Here is a 25,428-nt window from a genome sequence, read left to right on the forward strand (position 1 = left end):
AGTCAGCCGCATGTACTTCGTGTGCCGCTGGCGGGAGGAGTCGCCGTTCAGCAAGCGGGTGGTCACCGTGCCCGACGCGACCGTGCTCGACTGGTTCCGCCGCGGCTGGCACCGCAACGACCCGGACGGATGGATCGACAGCGAGTTGGGCAACGTCTACGGCTTGGAGTCGATCTTCGAGGAGGTCAGAAAGCGGAACCTGCCCCGGCCGGAGTCCGTTGACGAACTGCGCGCGCTGCTGAACGAGTACCTGTGGGTGGAGGGTGACGACGAGGGCACCTTCATCCGGCTCGGCGAGCACGCCCTGAGAGTGCGTACCGATGACGACGAGGTGGACCTGGCCTACTACTTCATCGACGATGAGGCCGCCGCCGCGTCGCCCGACCGGCTTGCGTTCCTGCTGCACGACACTTGGCCCCTGCCGGCCAGCACGGCCGCGCCGGGCGCGGTCTTCAGCCATGGCGTACCGGTTCGTACCGTCCGGCTGGCCCCGCCCGAGCCGGAGTCCGTCTTCTCGGTCCGCCTGTGCTGGGCATCGCCCGATACCCATCGGAACCTGGATCTGGTCGGCGCCACAGTCTTTCCCGGCCTGACCCTGCCGGACCTCGCCGCCCACCTGAGCAGCGTTGATGACCCCGGCGTCCACCGCTGGCCGCACGACGCCCGGCTGCTGCGGGCCCTCGTCGCCCCCGGGGAGAACGACGTCGGCCTGGCGCTCGAGCGCTACGCCCGGCTGCCCGGATACGCCCCATCGCCCGTCAGCCTCGACCGAGTGCCCGCGCACGACGCAGCCCACCGGGAAATGCTGGAACTGCTGCTCGCGGAGCGACCCACCGAGTCGCTGATCCGGCTCGACCCGCACATCGCGCAGGTCGCCCGGTACATCGACGGTTTCTTCGGGTTTGACCAGTGGTTCCTCTTCGACACCCAGTGGGCGGCGGCCCACCCGGACCTGGCCCGCTCGCTGCTGCGCTACGCCGCTCACTGGGACCCATACGAGACATAGATCGAATTGGCGACAGACGCTGGTGTGCACCGGGTCGGCCGCCCGGCCTGGTCGGACAGCTCCGGCGAGGACTTCCCGTCGATCCCGTGGGTCACGAGTCCGATGACGACGTCCGTAGGATCTGGGGGGGGGGACGATGTGCATGGCGCAGATCATCGACCTCCGGCATCCGGTCGCCTGACCGGCCTTGCAGCCACCAGCCCTCGCCCTACGTCCGGTCCTCACGGCCGACACAGGCCGGCCCGGATACGAACGGAGCAGGTTGCAGCATGAGCACGAGTGGCGGCCGGCCGCGGTGGCCCGCCGACATGTTGAACGCCCTGCGCCTTGGCCGGCGCCTGGTGACCGAGGTACCCGCCACCGGACCGGGCCGGCGAGCGTTCGTCGACATCCGATCCGTCACGACCGCAGCCGACGCCGATGCGAGGCGGCAAGGCTGGATCCGATCCGAACCTGACCGTATCTTCAAACTAGAGCACTGGGACTACGACGCCGAACAGATTTCCGGCTTCGACCACGACATCGGCGCGACCCTCGTAAAGGCCACCACCGTCACCGGCGAGGCCCAACTCGCCGCGGCCCTCGAAGCATGGAACCTGCGGCCCGAGCAGTTCGTCCACCCCTGGCAGACCGACGATCCGAAGTAGCAGCCAATCTCACTGCGGGAAACGCCGCGCGCCACAGGCCTGACGATTCCTCCACCAGCCCATGGCACCATCACAGCCCTCGACAGACCCGCAGACGCTCGCGACCTGCGCATCGGGCCGTGATGGCCGCCTCGCCTGGGACAGACGCCGAGAGAGCCGGTGGTGGCTTGCTGAGAGAATCGGGGGATGCCGGATGAGCCTCTGTCACCGTGGCCACGGTTCACTGTTGCATACCTGTCAGGCGGTGATCTACCGCCTGATTTGGCTCGACAGTTTCCGCAGCTCATAGTCCCCAGCGCCGGCATCACAGGGATCGCCGCCGAAGACAAACTCCTTCTCGTGACAGCAGTCGATGGAACCGAGCTGGTCCAGCTCGGCCACCACCTCTACGGCCCGGTGTGCCTCGATCCGTCGAACGGCCAGGTGGTCGACCTGGTTACCAACCGAGGTGAAGTCGTCCGTGGCCCGCTTATGGTCAACTCCAGCCTCGACCAGTTCGTCCAGACCACGAGAGCCGCAACCGAGCTGTTCCCGTACCACGATGCCGACCCGGATGCGGATACCGAGGCTGCCGCCGACGCTCTCCGCGCCCAGCTCGAACCGATCGATCCCGCAGCGTGGCAGGTTGACGGCTACTGGGACACGTTCTACTGGGACGTCGCCATAGGCGATTACTCACCGGATCAGTTCGAGCCGCCACCCCCACCGCTGTGACCGTGCCACCAACACACCCGACGTCCGCCGGAGGCGTCCGAGAAGCGGACCGGGGCGAGCGACTCGGCAGCGAGGCGGAGGACTGTCCGTAGGCTTTCGCCCGTCCCCAGAGCCGGCCTGGCACGATGTCGAGCCGAGCTGCGTCCAGTGGTGAGTTGGCGGCGGCCAGTGCGCCAGTGGCCAGCGCGATGATGGGGAGTGCGACCAGGATGGAGCTGACCCACACGCCCGGCACGAAGCAGATCGCGGCGGCGGTGTAGCCGAACGCGGGGACCAGGATCCGGATGCTGGTGTAGCCCCGGGCGAGGGCGCGGTCGGTGAGCCGTCCGGCGAGGACCATGCCCACCAGGGCCGCTACACCGATGATCGGCACCAGACCGCCGAGTCGTCCATACGGTATATATGCTTGCTGACCGAGACCTGCCCCTCCAACTCATGCCATCCCACCCATTCGCCGGGTGACGCTGGCCAGATCGGAGCGACATGGGCTGCTCACACGCTCAGGACTGCCCCCTCTTCCCGCTGCTCAACGCGAGCTTGAGCGCCTGGCGTAACAACTACTGCGACAGTGCCGAGGGTTGGCTGATATGTGCTCGGTACCAGCTGTACAGGAGAGGCCAGCTCGTGCCGATCACGCTCCTGCCGAATGGAGTCGACGCGTTCAACCGCCGGCGGCCCGTACCTGCGGCAGTACCCAGGTCCACTCAACCGGTGAACGCACGCCGCCCGTGGACGTCAGCAACATCGCGAGAGGTATCGGATGGATTACCGGCTGTGGAAAGCGCAGGTGCTGCGGCGCCGACTCCACCGGTAAACCACTCGGATCGGTCAGGCGCGCGAGACAAGGTCAGCGATGCGTGGGTGCTTGCCGTCGCCGATGATGCGAAAAGGCGCGGTGGTGAACGGCTGCACGTGTGGGTGACGAGCCAGGAGAAGCCGTGGGCTGCTCCTTTTCCCATCCCGCAGCCAGGGGAGCCTTCTCACGCCGACGGACCGGTGGTGGTCGCCGTCGCCTGGTTCGAGCCAGCCAGCGCCGCGTGGACGGAAACCCTCACTGGCTCGCGGTGCGAGGCGCACGTGGAGGCGGCGATCCTGTTGGGCCTGTCGCGCTGGACATCGGCGACACATCCGGCGAGGGAGACCACCTGGGGTGTGGGTCTGCACGCTACGGGTCTCGCGTTGCATGACTCGACCGGTCACGTATTCGCCTACGGCGGCGGCGAGATACCGCCCACTTGGACGACCGCCGCGAGGGCGCTGGGCGCCGTCGCCGCCGTCTACGGAGTTGGTCCCTTGCAGCAGGCAGGGCACCCCGAGCCGCTTCCGGCTCAACGGCTCACCGATGCGCGACGCGACGGAACCGTCGCCGCCGCATGGGTGCCACTGCTCGAGTGACAGCCCGAGGCCGCCCCCCTTTGCCCGGCCCGGGTGCCGCAACTCGCGGTCGCCGTCCAACGAGCTGGTCGATGACGGAGGCGAGCATGCCGTGGCACAGCATCTGCTCCCGGTACTGCTCCGGGGGTACCTCCTCGAAGCGCAGCGGTCGCCCGATCGCCTCGGCGATGATCTACACGCGCTCGATCTGGGTCAGCGACTGCGGCCCGGTGAGCACGGGGCCTCCCCGGCGCGCCGTTCGAGCCGGGCGCGGACGGCGACCGCGGCGATGTCGCGCGGATCGACCGGCGCCATCGCGGCGTTCCCATACATCCCGCGGGCGACTGCGCCGTTGCCGGTCTGCGGCGCCCAGGCCAGGTCGTTGGTCATGAACGCGCCGGGCGCACGAAGGCCCACGGCAGCCCGGACTAGGACCGCCTGTTCGAGATGTTGGTGCTGTTCGCCGATGAAATCCGGGGGTCTCGGACAGGACGCTCGCCGATGACAACAGCACGACATGCCGCAGGCCGGCCTGCCGGGCCGCGTCGAGGAACCCGTCGATGCCCGCGAAGGCCGGGGACATCAGGAACGCCCGCTCGACACCGGACAGCGCCGTCGGCAGAGATTCCGGCCGGGCCAGGTCGCCTTGCACAGACTCGACGCTGTCGAGGAAGGAGCGGTCGCCGGGTTCGCGACTCAGGACGCGGTACCTTCTCGTCGACGTCGAGCAGTTCACGGACGACGTTGGCGCCGACGTTTCCGGTGCCGCCGGTAACCAGGATCATGATGAGAGTTCTCCCGTTTCCGGCTCAGGGCTCAAGGTCGACGACTCCGTTGCCGCTCTGGATGTCCAGCGGCACGGAGACGTGGTCGTGGGTGATGAGCCAGGCGCCGCCGGTCTTCCGGAAGCCGTAGGTAACCCGGACCCACATGCCGTTCGTCGCCGTCCCGTTCTTCAACGTGCCGCTGAGGCGGGCGAAGGCGTATCCGAGCGCGAGGTCGTCGCCGAGCACGAGGCTCAGGTCGCGGACTTCGTACGTCGCGCGCTCGAAGACCAAGAACACGTGCGCCCAGTTCTTGAGCTTCGCCTCGATCCCCAGGTGCTGGAGCGGCGGCTCGATGTCGTAGGACACGACGTCCGCGGCGTAGACCTGCTTCAGGCTCTCGAGATCCTTAGCGCCGATCGCTTCGGCGATGGCATCGATCTGGCGGCGGATCGCATCTTCTTCGTGGTTTCCCATGTCGTCGACACTATGACTTCTGGGCTATTCCGTCTAAGAGCAATATTGCAATGACGTTATGCTGGGGGAGGCATGATGGAGCTGAACTCGCTCCGGCAGTTTCTGGTGGTGGCGCGGCTGGAGCACCTGAGCCGGGCAGCCGACGAGCTGCGCGTGGCCCAGCCGTCGCTGAGCCGCACCATCGCCCGTTTGGAGAGCGAACTGGGGATGCCGCTGTTCGACCGGAGCGGACGGCTCCGGCTGAATGCCACCGGCAAGCTCTTCCGCGATCACGTCGAACGCGCCCTGGGCGAGCTCGATGCCGGACGACGTGCCGTCTCCGAAGCCACCAGTGAAGGCCTGGGTATCGTGCGACTGGCGTCGGAGACCTTCCTTACCCTCACCGGGCCGCTGGCGGCGTTCAAGCGCGCGCATCCCGCCGTCGAGATCGAACTCCACTGGTCGTCGTCGGAGGACATGGGCCGCCGCCTGCGCGCCCAGGACGTCGATCTGTGTATCGCCTCGCAGTCGATCCATGCCGAGGGACTGGAGTCGACGCACCTTTTCGACGAAGCGGTGTCGGTGGTCGTACCGCTCGACCACCCGCTGGCGGACCGCACGACGGTGACCGTCGACGAACTCGCCGACCAGCCCTTCATCACCGCCCGCAAGGGACATTGGCTACGCCGGCTCCTCGACCGCCTCTTCGCCACCCACGGCCTCACCCCGAAGATCGTCTGCGAAAGCGACGAGCACAGCGCCATCGCCAGCCTGATCAGCGCCGGACTCGGCATCGGCCTGGTCCCCGCCTTCGCCCGCCGCACCGCCCCGCACGCCCCGCATGCCCCGGTCGCCTGGATCACCGTCGACAGCGCCGACTGCCGACGCACGGTCACCCTCTACTGGGGCACCGACAGCCACCTGTCAGCCGCCGCCCGCTTGATGCGCACCACGATCACCCGCTGGGACTGGACGACCGGCGCGCCACAAGGCGAACGACCCTTTCGCGTGCCGAGGTGACGAACAGCCCCTACGCCGCCTTTCCGCAGCGTAGGGGCTGTTTCTTGCTCTCAGAAACCGATGGCCTCGCGGATCAGCAGGACGGTGCCGCGCCCGGGTTCGGTTTCGGCGTTGAGGATGAGCACGCGGTTGAGGGAGCTGGGCTTTCCGTAGGCATTCAAGGCGCGTTCGTTCTCCAGCGGGAGGCAGTGCTCCTCGACGCGGCGCAGTGCGGCGGGCAGGTCGGGCACGATCTTCTGCGCCCCGACGACCCAGATCGCGCGGGCGGCGGCGCCGGCGTAGCCGGGCAGCTGGCTTCCGCTGGCGGAGCCGGCCACCAGGGAGCCGGTCTCGGTGACCGCGGCGACGCTGCCCACGATGAAGTCGGGGACCGACAGCGCCCGCCAGATCTCATTCCTCTGGGTGGCCCGATTCATGCGCACCCCCCGTGACTTGACCGAGTCGTACCGGCCGCTGGTGTTGATGTCGTCATCGATGCCCGACAGGCGAAGCGTCTCGCTGGCCCCGGTGAACACGGCGGCGCCCTCGGGAATCAGCTCTTGGACGCGGGCACGCGCGGCCGCGGCGCCATCGAGGATCTCGACGACGAAACCGTGTTCCGTCAACGCGGCGGCCACCCGCTCCAGGCGCTGCGCGGGCGCCGGGTCGGTGAAAAGCGATGCCGGAATCGGGGTGGTCATGATGTCTCCTGTTCGCCAGATGAGGTGCTTCATCAGGTCGACAACGCAACCCTCCGGAATGTGAGGCGGCGCGCCCACCTCACGTTTCGGCGCACTGTCTTGTCGGACTGGACAGGGCAGATTCGACCGAGGAGCCTGCGGCACCATGACCACGAGAACCGGGCCAGACACCGCTGATTCAGGGCGGGACCGATCCGAGCCGGACCTGGACGTGGTCATGGGCGAGCGGCGGCAGCTGATCAATCTCACCTACCGGCTCCTCGGCTCCCTGGCCGAGGCCGAGGACGCCGTCCAGGAGACCTACGTCCGCTGGTACGCCATGTCCGCGCAGCAGCGAAACGCCATCGAATCACCCGGCGCCTGGCTGACGACGGTCGCCAGCCGCATCTGCCTCAACCTGCTCGGCTCGGCACGGGCCCGGCGGGAGACCTACGTGGGCGAATGGCTCCCCGAGCCACTGCCCGGACCTGCCGAGTGGACGAGCCTGCGGTCGGGCGGCACCGCTGGCGACCCGGCCGACCGGGTGACCCTCGACGAGTCGGTCAGCATGGCCTTCCTCGTCGTGCTCGAATCGATGACCCCGGCCGAGCGCGTCGCGTTCGTCCTGCACGACGTATTCCGCTACCCCTTCGCCGAGGTGGCCGAGATCACCGGCCGCACCTCGGCGGCCTGCCGCCAACTGGCCTCCTCAGCCCGCCGCCGCATCCGCGCGGCGCAGGCACCCGCGACCTCAGCGGTTCGGAAGGCCGGCATCGTCAGAACCTTCAAGGCAGCATGGGAAGCCAAGGACATCGACGCCATCATCGGCCTGCTCGACCCCGACGCCACCGCGACCGCCGACGGCGGCGGCCTTGCGCTGGCCTTCCTGGACCCCATCGAAGGCGCCGAGCAGATCGCCCGCGCCTGGATCGAGATCGCCAACCGCACGCAAGGCACCATGACGTTCCTGGAACGCACGGTCAACGGCCAGCCCGGTCTGGTGGCCGAGCAGGACGGCGTCACCGTAACGGTGTTCGCGTTCGACGTCGCAGACCACCGGATCAAGCACATCTGGGTCATCCGCAACCCGGAGAAACTCCGTCCCTGGACGACGGGCTGACGTGATGCCGGCTCGTGGTGTCGTGCACTCGAGGCAGTTGCCCCTGAGCGCCGACTGCCCGGCGGCATCGCCTGACGTCCAGCCGGGCTCGCAGCTGATTCCCAAGACCATGTCGGCACCGTCCGGTGGCGTTCGCCTGGTCCTGGTCGTCGAACGCTCGACAACTCGTTCGGTTCCATTCCGTCCGGCCTAGTCCGCCCCGATGGCTCCCAAGAGGGGCTCAGGCTTGCGGCTGCCCACCCATGCAGAATGCACACGAATGCCGGCCGTCGCTGTACTCGGCGATGTAGTGCTCAGTCGAGCGCGCAGTGCCTGTCTCGTGCGGCTGCCCCGTTCTCCGGTCCACCAGGATCGGCGCGTTGCCGGCGACAAGTCGAGGAAGGATCCGGTCTCGATGTACCGCACGGATTGGTAGTACAAAACCCAGCATGGCGGGTACTCCTCCACGTCCGTGATTGCCAGCGCTGGCACACCCGGTACCGAGGACATGCCCCGTAGCACCGCTTCGGCCGTTCTTCTTGCCTCCTGCTCCGTGATCACCCGCACATCATGCCCTTCCACGCCGGCGTGGGCTTAGAAGAAGATCAGGGGTGGCTGGTCAGGTGTCTGCGTGCCTGGTCAGCCCGTCCGTCGTTGTCGGCCAGAGTCGGCCTCAGCGGGACGACTTGGCTGTACGGATGGCTGTACCGTCGCTGCGTGGAGCGCGATGAGTTGATCTCTCTGCTTGCCGGCGAGAGCCCAGTCAACAAGGCGTGTCGTGAGGCCCTTGAGCGGGGAGCGTCCTTCCGCATCTGGGACGACGTCGACGGATTGGTCCCCGCCAACAACCTTGCATCCACGTACCGGCGGCGGGAGGCGATTACCTCGGATCGAGGCATCCCGACGCTCGGGTTCGCGGCGGCTGTCGAGACGCTCCATGCGCTCGGTGAACAGCCCGTGCGACTTGGCGGGGTGACGCAGCTCGACCCTCCCTACTATTTCCAGCTCTTCCTGACAGCCGACGCGGCGTCAGTCCTCGCGTGCATTGGTGTGGATCACAAACATCAAGAGCAGGTTTAGTCTTCGTGACCGGCAGCGGGGCGCCGGTGTCCTGCACGGCCGTTCGATGACCACCTCCATCGACCGTCCGTATTGGACGTTACAGGGCTCCATGGTCTATACGAGAGTTGCCGCAGACAGGACGCCCCGGCGCCTCGATGAGAGGATACGGTCGTGAAATCGGCCTTGCGGAAAATCCAGTCGATGCTGGACTCGGCCTTCAGCACCTTCGATGCTTGGCGCGACCGCGCTGAGGTCCAGCTCGACGCCGCGGCCGACGAGTCACTGCGTACCTGGTTGCGCCTGTTCGCCTTGGTGATGGTGGCCACCGTCGGCGTCGTCGCGTTGCTGCGGCTGGGGCTGACGGCGGCGGTCGGCGGCGGCCCGGTGGCGCGCTGGGTCGCGGCATCCGTCGCGGCGCTGCTGGCATCGGTACTGCTGATAGTCGTCGTCCGTAACGTCATCATCTCGCTGGTCGAGCCGGCTCATCGGCGCTCGTTGCTGCTGGCGTTCCTCACCGCCGCGGCGGCCGTCATGGTGAGCGTCGAGGCGTTTGCCGCCATCACGGCAGCGATGGCCGGCGGGGATGCGGACCTGTGGGCCATCGAGCGGCTGTACATGTGGCACCTTGTCGATTCCGTTCCGCTGCTCGACATCGCGGGCCGGCTGGAGTGGACCGAGCCACCCGTACTCCCAGGCATCGACGGGCGGCTGCTCATCCTCGGCTTCAAGCTGGTCGTGATTCCGCCCTTGGTGCGCGTCGCGGTCGCTGTGTACGCGCTCGTCGAAAGCCGAACCAACGAACGGCGGTATTCGGCCGCGGTGGCGAGCAAGATCGGTGGCCGCCGCATCTTCCGCTTCGTCGAGATCCCGGTCTGGCTGCTTCTGCTGGCTACGGGCGCGGGCACAGTGTGGAGCGTGATAGAGCCGGGAGCGGATGTGGCGATGCCGTGGTTCTCGTGGACCAGCCTCATGCTCGTCGGGACCGTTATTGCCATGATGGTCGCTGCCGCCTTTGGCATCTGGGCCTTTCAGCGGGTCCGCGCACTGCCGGCGGTACTCACGCTAGCGGCGGCCGTCGCCCTGGTGTGGTTCGGCAGCCCAGTGCTTCCCGGGATCGGCGGGCGGGGACCGTGGAGCAAGATCGGCATCACGCTGCTCGTGTGGCTCGTGGTGACGGTGCTGTTGCTGGTGTTCCTTTGGGACGAGGAGGAGCTGCCGAACGACTTGGTGGCCGTGGCGTTCCTGCTCGGGTTCGTAGGAAGCGATGCACCGGCCACGCGATGGCTCACCGAACACGTGACGTGGACGCCTTGGGATTTCCCCGTCGGTCGGGCGATCATCACCGCGTGCTGGGGATTGTCTGCGACCTTTTTTCTTTATCTGATGTGGAGGGTACTGCGGCGCCCCGCGGTTTTGGGCACCAGCGACTGGGCGTCACCATCGAGCGGGCTGCGGGAGGACCTACGCGGCTATGCGCTGATCGGCGTGCACATCGTCATCGCTGCGGCGGCGGTGCTGACCCTGCTGCGTGCCGTTGGCGCCGTTGATGTCCGGGCCGGCGCGACCGATGCCGGCTGGACGAGCGCGTCCGAGTCGCTCGCCGCGGTCACCTGGCACTTGGTCGGCTCGTTTCCCGGTCCCAACATCCCGCAGATCCTGGACTGGCAACTGGCGACCGACTTCGGCGGGCCGTGGGCGGGGCTCGTCATCGTCATCGCGCTGACATCCATCATCGTCTTTGTAGCCTTCCCAATGATCCGTACCATCGTGCTGTGGGCGCGGCTGACCGCGACCCGTCCGAGCACCGCCCAGCCACTGGTCGAGGTACCAGCGGCGATCCTTGGCAACCTCCGGGCGGTCCTGGCCTTCCTGGAGGCGTGGGAAAGGGACCGGGACGGGATGCCCGGCCCGTCGCACCTGCTCCTTTTCAGATGGTCCCCGCCGCCAGCCATCCCCGGCCAGAGGAGGCCGACCGAGGGTGTGCACGACGCGGAGCGCCGACTGGTTGCGTCCGAACTAGACCGTCCTCGGCTGCTGGACCTCCTCGGCGAGCGGTCACCCATCTACATCGCCGCCGACCACGCCATCCTCCGCACCGCAGACGCCTACCGGGCGGCGCTGCGCACCCGGGCCACCACGGGGCAAGCCCGTGAAGCCGTCGACGAGTTCGCCAGCCTGGTAGAGCGCTGGCAAGAAACCTTCAAGGCGTGACACCCGCGCCTGCCCCCCAAAAATACGGGCAGTGGACGTTGATCTCGACGGCGTCCAGGTGGAGGATGCCGCCGAGGCGTTGACGTCTTCGTATGTTGAGGCGGGCCAGCTTGTCCGAATCGGCGATGAGACACCTGCCACGACCAAATCCATGCAGGCCAACCCACCACACTCACGGCATAGATCACCGGAGAGCCGGATGCGGGGAAACTCGCACGTCCGGTTCGGCGGGAGGCCGCGCGGAGAAGGACCCCCACGGGCACCTCGCCGCGCGGCCCACCCAACCCAGACGGCGAAGGCCAGGCCGGCCTGGACCACCGTCAGTTCCGTTCCTGGACCCGGCTGGCACGGTTCGTCGCCCTCGCGATGCTCCGACGGCTACGAGCTGGCCAGGGCGGCCACGGGGGGAGCCGCCCTGACCGGCGATTCCATCACCGTATGGGTGAACACGGCCACCGGTAACCGGTCGAGTCAGCCAGGTGGGCAGCGCGACCAGCACTCTTCGCAGCCGTGCGGAGGGCGACTGGATCAGCTGATCGGTGAGCGGCGCCACACGCCGCAACCGCTTCGTCCTCGCCGGCGCCGTCGTTGTCCTGCTCGTTGCCGGATTGGCGACAGGCGTCGGAACGGTCAGCGGTCAGACGACCGACAGCCGCCTGACGTACACAGCCACATCTGCCTGATCGCCGAGAAGGTCGCCAGGGTTGACGCGACACGGTCGCGGTACTTCGCGCCGACGAGGAGAACCAGCGACGTGTTCGTCCAAAAGGCGAAACAGGACCAGGTGGTCGAGCGTCTGCTCGCCGGCACACCCAACGGCGTGGACGCGCCGTCGCAGCAGACCCGCGATCTCGTGCGCGGGTTCGCCGCTGGCGAGCGTCGGCCTTCAGCCGTCTTCCTCCATGCAGCGAGAATACTGTATCGTTCGGTACAGAAATGCCGAGCGAGCGAGAGAGGAGGGCTCAGGTGACGCATCTGGCCGGCAAGATCGCCCTGGTGACGGGAGGAAGCCGGGGCATCGGAGCAGCGATCGCCGCCCGCTTGGCGCAGGACGGAGCCGACGTGGCGCTGACCTACCTGAGCGCCGGAGAGAAGGCCAAGGCCGTCGTCGCCGCGATCGGGGAGGACGGCCGCAGGGCACTCGCCGTCCAAGCCGACAGTGGAGACGGCGCGGCGGTCGTGGCGGCGGTCGAGCGCGTGGTCGCCGAGTTCGGCCGGCTCGACATCCTGGTCAACAACGCCGGCGTCTTCCCGTATGCGTCGATCGAGGAAGTGTCGACCGAGGAGGTCGACCGGACCCTGGCGGTGCACGTGCGCGGTGTCTACCTGGCCACCCGGGCGGCGGTGCGGCATATGGGCGACGGCGGCCGGGTCATCAGCATCGGGAGCTGCTTCGCCGAGCGTGTCCCGTACGCCGGGGTCAGTCTGTACGCCATGAGTAAGAGTGCGCTGATCGGCATGACCCGGGGCCTGGCTCGCGACCTCGGCCCGCGTGGCATCACCGTCAACGTGGTGCACCCGGGCTCGACCGACACGGACATGAACCCGGCCAGCGGCGAGGGTGCCGACCACGAACGCAGCTTCATCGCGCTGGGGCACTACGCCGAGCCTGCGGACGTCGCGGCCACGGTAAGCCACCTCGCCGGCCCGGGCGGCCGGTACATCACGGGCACCTCGATCGCCGTAGACGGCGGATTTGCCGCCTGAGTCCGTCGTTCACGACCGCCAACCACAGCTGCCGACCCGGCACCAGTGGTTGGCGGCCGCCCACTCCGAAGGGAACACCCGTGGCCTGGATCATTCTCATCGCCGCCGGCCTGCTCGAGGTGGTGTGGGCGACCGCGCTCAAACACACCGAGGGATTCACCCGCTTCTGGCCTTCGGCGCTGGCCGTCTCCACCGCCGCGCTGAGCTTCGTACTGCTGTCGTGGGCCATGAAGAACCTGCCCATCGGGACCGCGTACGCGGTGTGGGTGGGCATCGGTGCCGTCGGCGTGGCCGTCGCCGGAATCGTCGCCCTGGGCGAAAGCGCCTCACCGCAGCGGTTCGCTTTCCTCGCCCTGATCCTCGTCGGGATCATCGGCCTCAAGGCTGTGGAGGGCTGAACCGTTCAGCGGGACCCCGAACCCGACTGCCTGCCGGGCCTCGATTGGCAAAGTCCTCTGCCGCGGCCGGGCAAGACCGACCCGCGCTTCGCCGGATCGGGGAATCCTGTCAGAGTGAAGCAATTACCCGGGTTCACCGGCGCATGGTCAAGCGGTTCAGAGCCAGGAAAGGAGCGCAGACAGTGGGCACGCGAGGACGGCCACGTGCTTTCGACCGGACCGCTGCACTGGACCGGGCCATGCAGGTTTTCTGGGAACGCGGCTACGAAGGTACCTCCCTCACGGACCTGACCACGGCCATGGGCATCGCGTCCCCCAGTCTCTACGCCGCATTCGGAAACAAGGAGGCGCTGTTCCGGGAGGCGGTCGCCCACTACAACGCCACCCACGGCGCCGTGCCGCAACGCACGCTCGAGCAGGCACCGACCGCCCGGGCGGCAATCGAAGCGCTGCTCCAGCACAACGCGTACGCCTACGTGGAGCCCGGGCATCCGACCGGCTGCCTCGTCCTGTTGACGGCGACGACCGGGGCGGTAGAGAACGACCACATCCGGCAGTTCATGGCGGCATGCCGGACGGAGGACCTGGCTATCCTGCAGCGGCGCATCGAGCGCGGCGTGGCCGAGGGCGACGTGCCGCCCGACACGGATTCCGCCGCCCTGGCCCGTTTCATCACAGCGGTGCTCCAGGGCATGTCCGCACAGGCCCGCGACGGGGCCGACCAGACCACGCTGAGCGACGTCGTCGCATACGCGATGGCCGCGTGGGACGCCGTGACAGGTAGGCCGATCGGCGCCGCCAACGGTTGAGCTACGCCGGCAACACGCTGCGTGTCTTCGGCGACGCCAGGTGCCGCGGCGGTGGGGAATGCGTTCGTGTCCACCCTGATCTCGGCGATGATCTCCTGGGCGGAGCGGACGCCGATACCGGTTATCTCATCCAGCTTCTCCACCGCCGGGGCGAAAGGGGCGATCATCTGCGCGATCCGGGCGTCCAGGTCGGCGACGTCGGCGGCGAGCGTGTCGATGCGGCGTAACATGATCGCGCAGATGAAGGCGTGGTGGTCGTCGAAGTGGCCGGCCAACGCCTAGTGGCCGCCCGATGCGAAAGCATCTTTTACATCAACGATCCCGGTCCCGGTCCGGATCGGCCGCTCTGCGGCCAGGTCACGGATGCTACCCGCCCGTACCTCCCGCGACGCTGCCGGCTGTCGGGGTGGTACTGCGGTACTACGCCGGAACCGGGAGATCATTCCGTGGTACCGCCGCCGGAGGGCCTTCGGTCTCTAGCGTTCTTGACGGGACGCCGGAAACGCGGCGGGGTCGAGGCGAGGGATGGTCGATGATCGAGGCACGGCAGCTGACGAAGCGGTACGGCGAGAAGACGGCGGTCGACCGCCTCGACTTCGAGGTGAAGCCTGGCATGGTGACCGGGTTCCTCGGGCCGAACGGTGCGGGGAAGTCCACCACCATGCGCTTGATCATCGGGCTGGACGCTCCGACCAGCGGGTCGGTGACCGTCAACGGCCGGCGGTACGCGCGCCATACGGCGCCGCTGCAGGAGGTCGGAGCGCTGCTGGAGGCGCGGTCGATCCACCCGGGCCGCACCGCGTTCGACCACCTGATGGTCCTCTCCCACACGCACGGTATCCCGCGGCGGCGGGTCGACGAGATGATCGAGCTGACCGGGTTGCAGTCCGTGGCGCGCAAGCGTGCCGGATCGTTTTCGCTGGGCATGGGGCAGCGGCTCGGCATCGCCGCCGCGCTGCTCGGCGACCCGGCCACGGTGATGCTCGACGAGCCTGTCAACGGCCTCGACCCCGAGGGCGTGCTGTGGATACGCAACCTGCTCGCCGGGCTCGCTGCCGAGGGCCGCACGGTGTTCGTGTCGTCGCACCTGATGGCCGAGGTGGCGCTCGTCGCCGAGCACCTCATCGTCGTCGGGCGTGGGCGGCTGCTCGCCGACACCACCGTGCAGGACCTGGTGCGCCAGGCCGGAGGCGACACCGTCACCGTGGCCACCGCGGACCCGGCCCGACTGCGGGCCGCACTGGCCGGCCCGGGCGTCGAGATCACCGGGCGGGCCGGCTCCGAGCAGCTGCAGGTGAGCGGCCTGCCGGCACGGCAGATCGGGCTCGTGGCCGCCGAGCACGGCATCGCCCTGTTCGAGCTCACCCCGAAGCACGTATCGCTGGAGGAGGCGTTCATGGATCTGACGAGGGACGCCGTGGAGTACCACGGCACCGTGACGAGCGGGGTGGCGGCATGAGCACTGTTACGGAAGTTCGCACCGCGGGAGCCGGCGCCGGGCCGGTGTCGCGGCCCGCGTACAAGGTTACTGGGCGGCGGGTGCTCCGCTCGGAGTGGGCGAAGCTGTGGACGCTGCGCTCCACCTGGATCACGCTCGCCCTCGGGCTGGCCGGCCTGCTGGTGTTCGGCAGCATCGCGGCAGTGCGGTACAAGTCGCTGGCCACCTCTGGCGGCACCCGGGCGGGCTCGGGGGAGTTCGTCAACGCGAGCGCGGTGACCCTGACGCTGTTCGGCGTACGGTTCGGTCAGCTGGCGCTCGGCGTGCTCGGCGTGCTGTTCGCCGCGGGCGAGTACTCCACGGGCATGATCCGCTCGACGCTTGCCGCGGTGCCACGCCGGCTGCCGGTGCTGTGGTCCAAGGCCGCCGTGTACGGCGTGGTCGCCTTCGTCGTGGGCGTCGCCGGCGCGTTCGGCGGGTTCCTGATCGTCAACGCCGTCGTGAACGGCACTCCGGCCCACATGTCCCTGTCGGGCAGCGGCGTCGCCCGGTCGCTGCTCGGCGCCGGCCTCTATCTGAGCCTGGTCGGGGTGATCGGGACCGCGCTCGGGATGCTGATGCGCTCGGTGGCCGGGGCCATCTCGGTGCTCGTCGCCACGCTGCTGCTGGTGCCCGGGCTGCTGTCGCTGCTGCCGACCTCCTGGCAGGACAACATCGGGCCGTACCTGCCGAGCAACGCCGGCGAGTCGCTGTACGCGCTGCACCACGCGCCGGGCACGCTGTCCGCGGGGACCGGCGCGCTGGTCCTGCTGGGCTGGACCGTCCTGGCGCTGGCCGGCGGCGCCTACCGCCTGGTACGCAAGGACGCATGACCATCGCAGGGGTTGGTGACGATGAGCCCTGAAGACACCGACCATCTCGCCGCCCATCCGCTGGTCGACCGGCTCGCCGGCCTCGGCCAGCGGCTGCGGCGGCTCGACGCCCGGTGGCCATGGCTGTTCGACGCGTCGGTGGTCGCCGTGGTACTGCTGGTGTTCTGCATTCCCGACCTCGTCCACACCGACGAGCGGCGGGAGCTGCGGGTCCTGCTGAACCATCCGTCCCTGGGCGTCATGGTCGCCCTGCAGCTCGGCCTCGTCCTGCCGCTGTTCTGGCGTCGGCGGGCGTCAACCGCCGCGTTTTACGCCATCGCCGCGGTGTTCGTCCTGCAATGGTCCCTCGGCGTGCTGCTCCGCGCCGACGTCGCGCTGCTCATCGCCATCTATAGCCTCGTGCTGCGGGTCCATCCGGCCCGGCTGCTCTGGGCTGGGCTGACCGTCGCCGCGGCGATGGCCCTGGTCGCGTGGCGGGCCTCCGCCGTCGTGACGCCGTGGGACGCGCTGTTCTTCCTCTACAGCGCCGCTACCGCGGCCGCCGCCCTGGGCTTCGCCATCCGCATCCGTCGGGCACAGCTGGCCGCGCTGCGCGACCGGGCGCAGCGCCTGGAGATCGAGCGCGACCAGCGCAGCCGGCTTGCCGCGGCCACCGAACGCACCCGGGTGGCCCGGGAGATGCACGACGTCATCGGCCACAGCCTGTCGGTGGTCATCTCACTGGCCGACGGCGGCGCATACGCGGTCGGCGGCAACCCGCAACGCGGCCGCGAGGCGCTCGAACTCATCGGCGACACCAGCCGGCAGGCCCTCGCCGAACTGCGCCGGGTGCTCGGCGTCCTGCGCGACGAGACCGAGGCCGCCGAACTCCACCCGCAGCCCGGCGTCGCCGAGATCAACTCCCTCTGCGAGCGCATCCGGATGGCCGGGCCAGAAGTCGTCTACCGCACCGCCGGCAACGTCGACGCCCTCGACCCCGGGGTACAGCTCACCGCGTACCGCATCGCGCAGGAGGCGCTCACCAACGCGCTGCGGTACGCGGGGCCGCACACCGCCCTCGACGTCGGCCTCACCGCCACCGACGGGCGGCTGCAGATCACGGTGCACGACACCGGCCCCCAGCCGCCCAACCGCCCGCCACCGCCGCCCGCGAAACCCGGGCACGGACTCGCCGGCATGCGCGAGCGAGCCGCCCTGTACGCCGGAACCGTCGCCGCCGGCCCGCGCCCCGGCGGAGGCTGGACGGTGCGGGCGATCCTCGACCTGACCCCGCCCGCCACACTCGAAGGCCGGACATGATCACCGTGCTCATCGTCGATGACCACCCCCTGCAGCGGCTGGGTTTCCGCATGCTGCTGGAGAACAACGAGGAAACGGACGTCGTCGGAGAAGCCGGCAACGGCACCGAGGCGGTGCGCCGCGCCGAGCAGTTGCACCCCGACGTGATTCTCATGGACGTACGCATGCCCGGCATGGACGGCATCGAGGCCACCCGACGCATCGTCGCAGCCGGCGACCGGTCCCGGGTGCTCGTGCTGACCACGTTCGACCTGGACGAGTACGCGCACGCCGCCCTGCGCGCCGGGGCCAGCGGCTTCCTCCTCAAGGACGCGCGCCCCGAGGAGCTGCTGGCTGGCATCCGGGCGGTCGCGGAAGGCGACGCCGTCATCGCGCCCGCGCTGACCCGCCGACTGCTGGACCGCTTCGCCGGCCAGCTCGCCGCCAGCTCCTCGCCGTCGGGCCGCACCGACCCGCGGCTGGCCAGCCTCACCGACCGGGAACACGAGATCCTGGTGGCGATCGGCAGCGGCTGGACCAACCGGGAAATTGCCGAGCGGCTCGTGCTGTCGGAGTCCACCGTGAAGACCCACGTCGGCAAGGTCCTCGCCAAGATAGGTGCCCGCGACCGCGTACAGGCCGTCATATTCGCCTACGACCAGGGACTCACCCGACCGAACATCGGCGGCTGACAGTCCATGCGATCCGGCGACCGATCGGGCATGCACACCGCACACGGCAGGCGTAGTCGGGCAGGCCGGACGCGGTGGGTCGCGCGCCAAGCGACGAGATCCGCCTCGTGGTTGGGGCCGGCCCGACATTGTGCGAATTGTGCGTTGAGGTCGACGACCGTAGAACTGGGAGTGCACGTGGGCGCGTCGCCGGCCGGCAGGGTTCAGCCGCATCGGTACGTGTCGGCTTGGCGTGGCTGATCCTTCTCCGGCCGGCTGGCCGCGTGCTGGTTGACCTTGCTGTTCGTCGAGCTGTAACCCCCGTCGACGCACCTCGTTGTGTGCTCCCAGTTCGGCTCCGGCAGCGCCTCGACGTCGTACCGCCGCTGGACTGCCTCACGCTCGCTGTCTCCGCCCGTGAGGTAGTGGTCGGGTACGGCGCCGCGGCCCTGCTCCAACGGTTCGTGCTGGCGCGCGAGGTGCACTGCCTCTCCGCCGTCGACCGCCACGAGAAAGCAGCACGGCCTCCCCGGCGGTGATGACGTTCGGTCCGTGCAGGCCGTCAGGCATGCCAGCAGTATCGGACAGCCGGTTCGCCGGCCCGAAACCCAAGCCATCCGATGAATCGCATTGGCCGCCGCTGGTCGGATGCCTGGCGGTCGGTGGCTGCCTGAAGTCGGAGGCGGCCCTGGCTTACCCCCACGTTCATGGACGGTGCGCGCAGGCTGCCATTTCTGGATGGCCCGCTGCCAGCGCAGCAAAGGCGCCCCGGAGGGGTTGACCGCAGCCATGGACCGTTGTAATCATCGGATGTCTTCGTCCGAAACGTCGATGTAACAGCCGCAAGGCAGCTTACGAAGAGGCGATGCCCCCATGAGACTTCGACCGCCCAACGGAATCCGACCACGAACAATGCCGTTGTGGGCCAGGTGGCGCCTGGTCCTGGCCGCGCTTGTCCTGGCACTGGCCGCCAGCCTCGTTGGCGCCCCAGCCGTTCACGCAGAGGTCCAGCACTCGCGACAGCAGTGGATGCGCGAGTCCACCGCGGGCCTGTTCCTGCACTGGGGAATGTTCACCGCGCCACGTCACCTCGACTGCGCGGATTGGGAACGTGACGTCACCGAGGGTGGTTGGACCCCCGACTACTGGGTCGACGAAGCACGCAAGCTTGGTGCGTCGTACATCGTGCTGGCTACCTTCCACAGCAGGCTGGGCTACGCCAGACCGTGGCCCTCCAAGATTCCGGGTAGCTGTGCCACCGAGCGCGACATCCTTGGCGAACTGGTCAACGCCGGCAAGGCGAAGGGCGTCCGGACCATCCTCTACATGACCGATGATCCGCAGTGGCACAACGAGAATGGCGTAGAAACCCTCGACTCGGCGGCCTACTCGGCGTACAAGGGCCAGCAGGTGGACCTGACCACCCGAGATGGCTTCGGCATGTTCAGCTACGACCTGTTCTTCGAGGTGATGCGGAACTATCCCGACCTGGCGGGGTTCTGGATCGACAACGACAACGCCTACTGGGAGCGGAACCACCTCTACGAGCAGATCCGGGAGATACGCCCGTCCTGGTTGTTGAGCAACAACAACGAGGACACGCCGATCATGGACACGGTCAGTAACGAGCAGAAGACCGGCATGACGCCCTCCTACGACTATCCTCAGGCGGTCTGGACGTCGATGCCGCGGATCACCGAGGCCGACTACAAGCTGCCGACCACCGGCTCCTGGTGGTACGACGGCGGAAACCACCCGGTCGACTTCCGGCTCAGCACGGGTCGCTACATCGCTAACGCGGGTTCGTCGATCAAATCACTGATGGCCGAGACCCCAATGGTGAACGGCAAGTTCCCCCCGCCGCAGGAGGCGTTCAACAACTTCATGGCCGAGTGGGTGCCACCGATCCGCTCCTCGCTGTATGGCACTGAGGGCGGCGGCTATATGTACGGCGGCATGCAGCCCGGCTTCTGGAACGACGGTGCTCATGGCGTCATCACCGTTCAACCCGGCGCTCGGACCCAGTACGTCCACGTACTGACCAGGCCAAGGACCGACCTGGTCCGGCTGCGCGACAATGGCTACCGGGTGACCGGGGTTACCGACCTGCGTACCGGCGAGTCGATGGCCTTCAGCCAGTCCGGCGGCCACCTGACGATCCTCGGCATCAAAAATTGGGATACGTACGACACCGTGTTCGAGGTCCACACGGCCGACCAGCAGTACTTCTATGACCAGTCCACCCTCAAGGCCACCGCGTCGTCCTCTCGCGACGGCCACCCGGCGGGCAACCTCGTAGACGGGAGCTTCGAGGATTACTGGGACAGCAACGCGCAGTTGCCGGTGTCGGTGACGCTGGATCTCGGGGAGCGCCGGCCCGCGCGGTACCTCGCGGTTAACCAGCGTGAATGGTCGCCGACGTACGCGCGGGAGTCATTCGGTCGGCCGGAGGACTCGGCGCGGATCAAGGACTACCGGGTCTTTGTGAGCAACGACGGCGTGCGGTGGGGGGAGCCGGTACGTACCGGCGCGATGCCCAGTGCACGTGGTGTGCAGTTCGTCGACATCGGTGAGCAGCACGCGCGTTACATCAAGCTGGAGGTCCTGAACACCTGGGGCGGCCCGCAGGCACCGACGTTCTACCGCGAGCTGCAGATCGACGAGATCAAGGTGGGGTTCGGCTACCCGAGTTCCGGCCGCACTCCGAGCCCACTGGAGGCGGAATCGCAGGCCCTGGACGGCAACGCGCGCCGAGCGAATTGCTTCGCCTGTTCCGGCTCGTTCCAGGTCGGCGGGCTCGGCGGCGGGCCACAAAACTCGGTCACCTATCGGGATGTGACGGTTGCCGAATCCGGTGACTACCGGCTCCAGTTCGACCACACCGCTGCGGGTGCCGGCACCTCGCTCTCGGCGAGCGTCAACGGCGGCACGGCGATCGCGGTGCCGGTCGCCGCGGACAACGCGGGTGTACCAGCCGCTTCGGCGATCGCCGTACCGCTGCAGGCCGGCACCAACACGATCAAGGTATTCAGCAACGCAGACCAGGGGCCGGGAATCGATCGCCTCGCGGTCGCGCCGTTGCCTCCGACGTCGTACGTCCCGAAGACGACGATGACAGTCGAGCCCTCCGGCCTGCAATGGGTTGGACCCGGGCAGCAGTCGATCAACGTGACCGCCAGCTTGCGGCTCGACGTCGACGACGCGCTCGAGCAGGTCACGCTGGCCCCGACGGTACCCGCCGGCTGGTCGGTCTCCGGCGGCCCTGCGACAGCACCGGTCATCCGGCTCGGTCAGACGCTGAAAGCGTCCTGGACCCTCACCTCACCGCCCGGCCAGAACCTCAGCTCGGCCAAGATTCCCATCAGGGCGTCGTTCCAGACGCTCGGTCGCCAGAAGCAGGTCAGCCAAGACCTGCGGGTGCAGCTGCGCCCAGCCGACCGGGTGTTCATGCGGGAGGCCGAGGACTCGCGGAACAAACTCGGTACTTCCGGCATCACAAACTGCTCGTCCTGTTCCGGGGGCCAGAAGGTACGCAACATCGGCGGCGGCCCGGACGCCTACGTGCTGTTCGAGGACGTCACTGTGGACGCTGCTGGCGAATACACGTTGTTCATCGACTTCACCGTCAACGGCGACCGCTCGTTCTTCGTGACTGTCAACGACGGCACGCCGATCGAGGTGCCGGTGAGCGGTGTCGGCAACAGCACCTCCTACACGACCTCCGTTCCGGTGACGCTTCGGGCGGGCGCCAACAAGATCAAGATCCACAATGATGAGAACTCCGCTCCTGACCTCGACCGGTTGTCCCTGAAGTAACCGTCATCTCGGCTCCACCCGAATGTCGATGCCCTGGTTAGCACCCGGAACGGATGCGACCAGGGCATCGGCATCTACAAACCTCTCGGTCGTCGAGCTCGGGCGCCGGTCAGTCGGCACGCCGCAGCCTCAACGGCAGCGCCCGCAGCACGGCGTGGCGGATATCCTGCCGGCCTGCAGGAACTGTTGCTTCCAACTACCGATCGACGTCTCTGACGTCGTGTTCCTACGCGCCGCTTCCGCGATCGTCGTCTCCGCAGACAGGACAGACAGCACGACCGGACCTGGTCCTCCACCGGGAACGTCGGCGGACGGCTCATCGATTCTCCATGAGCCTGCTGGCCCAATACATCGGATCTAAACGAATCTGAATACTTGATTCGACCCGTTGCGCCCGTTAGCCTGGGACAACACCTCCGATGTATCCAGAAATCTGCAGAGGAACCAGCTTCCCGCCGAGACGACCACCTGCCGGCGACCGCAGCGCCGATGTTCGGCAACATCGACAGCCTGCGCGAACCGGGGCCGGCCCGCGCCGTGCAAAGGTCGCCGGCCAGCGGCGGAGGTGAGCACCGACCGCCGCTGGCACTTTCCGCTGATAGTTGCGGCCCGGACCGCTGACAACGGCTGCTCCGCCGAAGGCAGCGGGACCGATCGCACCGATTTCGGGTCTGGCAGGAAAGCCAGAACCGGAGACGCCTGGAGGATCTCCATGTTCGGTAGGAACCACAGGCACCGTCGGCTGCTGACGAGCGTCAGCACCCTGCTGGTCGTCGGCCTCGCCGGGGTGACCGGCCCTTCGGTGGCCGCCCAGGCAACCGAGGCCGCCGAACTGTCGTCGGTGACGGTGCAGGTCGGAAACGCAAGCCTGCCGCTGGACGGCAGCACGCCCCTACAAATCAGCGGCACCATGAGCGACGGGGCCGCCGCCGATCTCGATGAGGCGCATATCTCCGTCAGCAGCAGCAAACCCACGGTCGCCGCGGCCAGCATTGAGGGAGCCTCGGGCACCGTGCAGGCCGGAACAGTGACACCTGGCGAGACCACCCTGACCGCCACGGTCACCCTCCGCGGAACCACCGCCACCGGCCACCTCGACGTGACCGTGCTGCCGGAGCCGGCCCGGCCGTTCCGGCACGACTACCACCAGACCCTGACCATGAAGATGTTCATGGCCGACAACAAGGGTCGGGTGTCCCTGACCTTCGAACAGGCGCTCGAGGTCATCAGGAAGGTCGACAACCTGACCCGCGGCATCCCAAAGATCTATTACCTCGTCGGCTGGCAGTACGACGGGCACGACACCGGCTACCCCGCCTGGGACGTGGTCAACCCGAGGCTCAAGCGCCCCCAGGACGAGACGGCGCTGGAAAGCCTGCGCTGGTTGATCCAGGAGGCGCGACAGTACAACACCACGGTCAGCTTCCACATCAACATGCTCGACGCCAGCGCCGCCAGTCCGCTCTGGGACACCTACCGAAAGGCTGACGTGATCGCCCGCAACAAGGACGGGTCGCTGCGCGAGTACGTCTGGGGCCACCCGATCAGCTACACGCTGGAATGGGAAGCCGGGCTGACGCAGAAACGGATCGACAAGCTGTTCGAGATGGTCGACATGACCGAAATCGGCACCGTCCACGTCGACGCCTTCCACCAGTACATCCCCGGCTACGGCACGGAGCCGATCAGCCCGTACCACGGCATCACGACCGACCAGGAGGTCGCGACCCAGAAGAAGATCATGCGCTACTGGCGGGACCGCGGGGTCGACGTGACGTCGGAGTTCGCCTACAGCTACCGCAAGGATCCGCTGCTCGGCCTGCAACCCATGTCGTGGCACTTCCGGGGCGTCGACCAGATGAAGATCCCCCCAACCCTGCACATCGGCGGCGCGGGCGGGGACGCCAGATTCGGCACCAGCATGCAAGGTGAGTCGATCATCAAGCGTGACCCGGCGAAACTAGGCGGGTTCCTGGACGAGTTCGCCAGGACCACGCTCGTCTGGTACTACCTGAATCGGCTGGACCGGCTGTCCGACACCGGCGGCGTGGTCACCTTCTCCGACGACGTGACCAGCCGCTACGTCGACGGCCGTCTCCGGATCACCCGTGGCGACCTGGTGCTGCGCGACGGCGACGACGTCTTCACGCCGGCCCTGTGGAACAACCGGCACCGGGAAATTGTCGCCTACTCGGCCGACGGGTACCACGCCCGGACGTGGCGGCTGCCCGCGGACTGGCACGGCGTGGGCGCGGTGGACGTCTACCGGATCGGGCTCGACGGCCTCACCCGGATCCAACGCCAGGCGAAGGTCACCGACGGTCGGATCACCCTCAGCCTGCCCGCGGGTACCGCCGTCAGCATCGTTCCCGCCCACACCGACGTCGGCGATGCCGACACCAGCGGCCCGCACGCCTTCGCCGCCCGGGCGCCGAAGGACAACGACGTATCCGTACCGCCGGCGCACGTGCGTTTCCAGTGGACGCCGTCGTACCAGGCGGACCGTTACCGGCTGATCGTGGCCGAGGACGAGCGGTTCCAGTCGGTGGTGGTCGACCAGACGACAACGGACACCGCGCTGGTGGTGCCCCGGCTGGAGCCGGGGACCGTCTACCACTGGAAGGTCGACGCCACCACCACGGCCACCGGTGGCAGCATCACGGTTGACGGGGCGCCGTTGACCTTCCGTACCGCCGTCACCGAACCGCCCGCCCAGCCGGCCGGTGTCACCGCCTACCGGATGTCGGACGATTCCGTCTTCGTCGCCTGGCGCGCCGTGCCGGGCGCCGCGACCTACGCCGTGCAGCGCCGCGCCGCCGGCTCCGCCTTCACCACGATCGCCGACGGCGTCACCGGCAGCAGCTACCTGGACCCCACCGCGTCACGCAGCAACGGGCCGTTCGAATACCGGGTGGTGGGGGTCAACGACCTCGGCGCCGGCGAGCCGAGCGCGGCGGCCGTCGAAGCGGCGGTCGACCTGTCGTCAGCGGTGTACCTCAGCGACCTGAACTGGGAGTCGGCCAGCGTCGGCTGGGGCACGATCGGCCGAGACAAGGCCATCTCCGGCGGGAACATCCGGCTCGGCGGCACCCGGTACGACAAGGGTCTGGGCGTTCACGCCACGTCGGAGGTCGTCTACCGGCTGGGTGCGAGCGACCGGCTCTTCAGGGCGGTGATCGGCGTTGACGACGCCAAGCGCGGCTCGCCGGCCACCGTGGTGTTCCGCGTCTACGGCGACGGGGAGTTGCTGTACGACAGCGACGTCATGCGCGGCGAGCCGTACTCGACGCCGCAGCAGGTCCTTGTCGACGTGTCGGGGCACGACACGCTCCGGCTGGAGGTCTCCGACGCCGGTGACGGCATCAACAGCGACCACGCGGACTGGGCCGACGCCCAACTCCTGTCGTTCACGTCCTAGCTCGGACCC

At 68.2% G+C, this 25,428-nt stretch carries 22 protein-coding genes; 18 read left to right on the top strand and 4 right to left on the bottom strand.

The annotated features are described in order from the left end of the window. The first annotated feature begins 10 nt into the window (after positions 1-10). The 4 genes from ACGF4F_RS32275 (at position 11) to ACGF4F_RS32290 (ending at position 3,762) form a co-directional block, all read left to right on the top strand. Entirely contained in the window at positions 11-1,006 is a 996-nt protein-coding gene (locus tag ACGF4F_RS32275) for a hypothetical protein (protein WP_393083445.1), read from the top strand. 308 nt (positions 1,007-1,314) lie between these two features. Further along, positions 1,315-1,653, top strand: coding sequence for a hypothetical protein (locus tag ACGF4F_RS32280; protein ID WP_393083448.1), 339 nt, complete (start codon positions 1,315-1,317; stop codon positions 1,651-1,653). A 186-nt stretch (positions 1,654-1,839) separates the two neighbouring features. Continuing rightward, on the top strand, positions 1,840-2,367 hold the full coding sequence (locus ACGF4F_RS32285) for an SUKH-4 family immunity protein (RefSeq protein WP_393083451.1): 528 nt from the start codon (positions 1,840-1,842) through the stop codon (positions 2,365-2,367). An 861-nt stretch (positions 2,368-3,228) separates the two neighbouring features. Beyond that, entirely contained in the window at positions 3,229-3,762 is a 534-nt protein-coding gene (locus tag ACGF4F_RS32290; protein ID WP_393083454.1) for a hypothetical protein, read from the top strand. Positions 3,763-3,954: 192 nt separating this feature from the next. On the opposite strand, the gene ACGF4F_RS32295 is transcribed toward ACGF4F_RS32290, so the two are convergent. Then, positions 3,955-4,131, bottom strand: coding sequence for a hypothetical protein (locus tag ACGF4F_RS32295; protein ID WP_393083457.1), 177 nt, complete (start codon positions 4,129-4,131; stop codon positions 3,955-3,957). Positions 4,132-4,550: 419 nt separating this feature from the next. Further along, positions 4,551-4,982, bottom strand: a complete 432-nt coding sequence (locus ACGF4F_RS32300; protein WP_393083460.1) for a YybH family protein — start codon at positions 4,980-4,982, stop codon at positions 4,551-4,553. A gap of 72 nt (positions 4,983-5,054) precedes the next feature. Between ACGF4F_RS32300 and ACGF4F_RS32305 the strand changes: the two genes are divergently transcribed. Then, positions 5,055-5,981 carry a LysR substrate-binding domain-containing protein gene (locus ACGF4F_RS32305; protein WP_393083463.1) on the top strand — a complete coding sequence of 309 codons (927 nt, stop codon included), beginning with the start codon at positions 5,055-5,057 and terminating at the stop codon, positions 5,979-5,981. A 50-nt stretch (positions 5,982-6,031) separates the two neighbouring features. Here the strand turns inward: ACGF4F_RS32305 and ACGF4F_RS32310 are convergent, their stop codons facing one another. Next, entirely contained in the window at positions 6,032-6,661 is a 630-nt protein-coding gene (locus ACGF4F_RS32310; protein WP_393083466.1) for an LUD domain-containing protein, read from the bottom strand. A gap of 217 nt (positions 6,662-6,878) precedes the next feature. Here ACGF4F_RS32310 and sigJ point away from each other — a divergent pair, with 217 nt between their 5' ends. The 11 genes from sigJ (at position 6,879) to ACGF4F_RS32365 (ending at position 18,206) form a co-directional block, all read left to right on the top strand. After that, complete coding sequence (sigJ, locus tag ACGF4F_RS32315; RefSeq protein WP_393083469.1) at positions 6,879-7,760, top strand: RNA polymerase sigma factor SigJ; 882 nt, start codon at positions 6,879-6,881, stop codon at positions 7,758-7,760. Between the two features lie 696 nt (positions 7,761-8,456). After that, positions 8,457-8,819, top strand: a complete 363-nt coding sequence (locus ACGF4F_RS32320) for a hypothetical protein (protein WP_393083472.1) — start codon at positions 8,457-8,459, stop codon at positions 8,817-8,819. Between the two features lie 153 nt (positions 8,820-8,972). Then, the gene (locus ACGF4F_RS32325) at positions 8,973-11,012 is read left to right on the top strand and encodes a hypothetical protein (protein ID WP_393083475.1); all 2,040 of its coding nucleotides are present in this window, start codon (positions 8,973-8,975) and stop codon (positions 11,010-11,012) included. A gap of 936 nt (positions 11,013-11,948) precedes the next feature. Beyond that, positions 11,949-12,719 (top strand): SDR family NAD(P)-dependent oxidoreductase, encoded by a 771-nt coding sequence (locus ACGF4F_RS32330; protein WP_393083478.1) that lies wholly within the window; start codon positions 11,949-11,951, stop codon positions 12,717-12,719. Between the two features lie 80 nt (positions 12,720-12,799). Further along, entirely contained in the window at positions 12,800-13,117 is a 318-nt protein-coding gene (sugE, locus tag ACGF4F_RS32335; protein ID WP_393083481.1) for a quaternary ammonium compound efflux SMR transporter SugE, read from the top strand. 182 nt (positions 13,118-13,299) lie between these two features. Next, positions 13,300-13,926 carry a TetR/AcrR family transcriptional regulator gene (locus ACGF4F_RS32340; protein WP_393083483.1) on the top strand — a complete coding sequence of 209 codons (627 nt, stop codon included), beginning with the start codon at positions 13,300-13,302 and terminating at the stop codon, positions 13,924-13,926. Positions 13,927-13,992: 66 nt separating this feature from the next. Continuing rightward, positions 13,993-14,208, top strand: a complete 216-nt coding sequence (locus ACGF4F_RS32345) for a hypothetical protein (RefSeq protein ID WP_393083486.1) — start codon at positions 13,993-13,995, stop codon at positions 14,206-14,208. Positions 14,209-14,458: 250 nt separating this feature from the next. Continuing rightward, the gene (locus ACGF4F_RS32350) at positions 14,459-15,385 is read left to right on the top strand and encodes an ABC transporter ATP-binding protein (RefSeq protein ID WP_393083489.1); all 927 of its coding nucleotides are present in this window, start codon (positions 14,459-14,461) and stop codon (positions 15,383-15,385) included. Then, on the top strand, positions 15,382-16,236 hold the full coding sequence (locus ACGF4F_RS32355) for an ABC transporter permease (protein WP_393083492.1): 855 nt from the start codon (positions 15,382-15,384) through the stop codon (positions 16,234-16,236). The genes ACGF4F_RS32350 and ACGF4F_RS32355 overlap by 4 nt, the downstream gene beginning before the upstream one ends. A gap of 21 nt (positions 16,237-16,257) precedes the next feature. Further along, positions 16,258-17,535: a sensor histidine kinase gene (locus tag ACGF4F_RS32360; protein ID WP_393083495.1), complete on the top strand. Its 1,278-nt coding sequence runs from the start codon at positions 16,258-16,260 to the stop codon at positions 17,533-17,535. After that, on the top strand, positions 17,532-18,206 hold the full coding sequence (locus ACGF4F_RS32365; protein ID WP_393083498.1) for a response regulator: 675 nt from the start codon (positions 17,532-17,534) through the stop codon (positions 18,204-18,206). Before ACGF4F_RS32360 ends, ACGF4F_RS32365 begins: the two co-directional genes overlap by 4 nt. 203 nt (positions 18,207-18,409) lie before the next feature. Here the strand turns inward: ACGF4F_RS32365 and ACGF4F_RS32370 are convergent, their stop codons facing one another. After that, positions 18,410-18,670, bottom strand: coding sequence for a hypothetical protein (locus ACGF4F_RS32370; protein WP_393083501.1), 261 nt, complete (start codon positions 18,668-18,670; stop codon positions 18,410-18,412). 544 nt (positions 18,671-19,214) lie between these two features. On the opposite strand from ACGF4F_RS32370, the gene ACGF4F_RS32375 reads away from it, so the two are divergent. Then, a complete protein-coding gene (locus tag ACGF4F_RS32375) occupies positions 19,215-22,001 on the top strand; it encodes a CBM35 domain-containing protein (protein WP_393083504.1) in 2,787 nt (928 codons plus the stop codon). A 712-nt stretch (positions 22,002-22,713) separates the two neighbouring features. Next, a complete protein-coding gene (locus ACGF4F_RS32380; protein ID WP_393083507.1) occupies positions 22,714-25,419 on the top strand; it encodes an NPCBM/NEW2 domain-containing protein in 2,706 nt (901 codons plus the stop codon). Positions 25,420-25,428 lie beyond the last annotated feature (9 nt).

The organism is Micromonospora sp. NPDC047740 (assembly GCF_043204735.1).
Lineage (GTDB): Bacteria > Actinomycetota > Actinomycetes > Mycobacteriales > Micromonosporaceae > Micromonospora.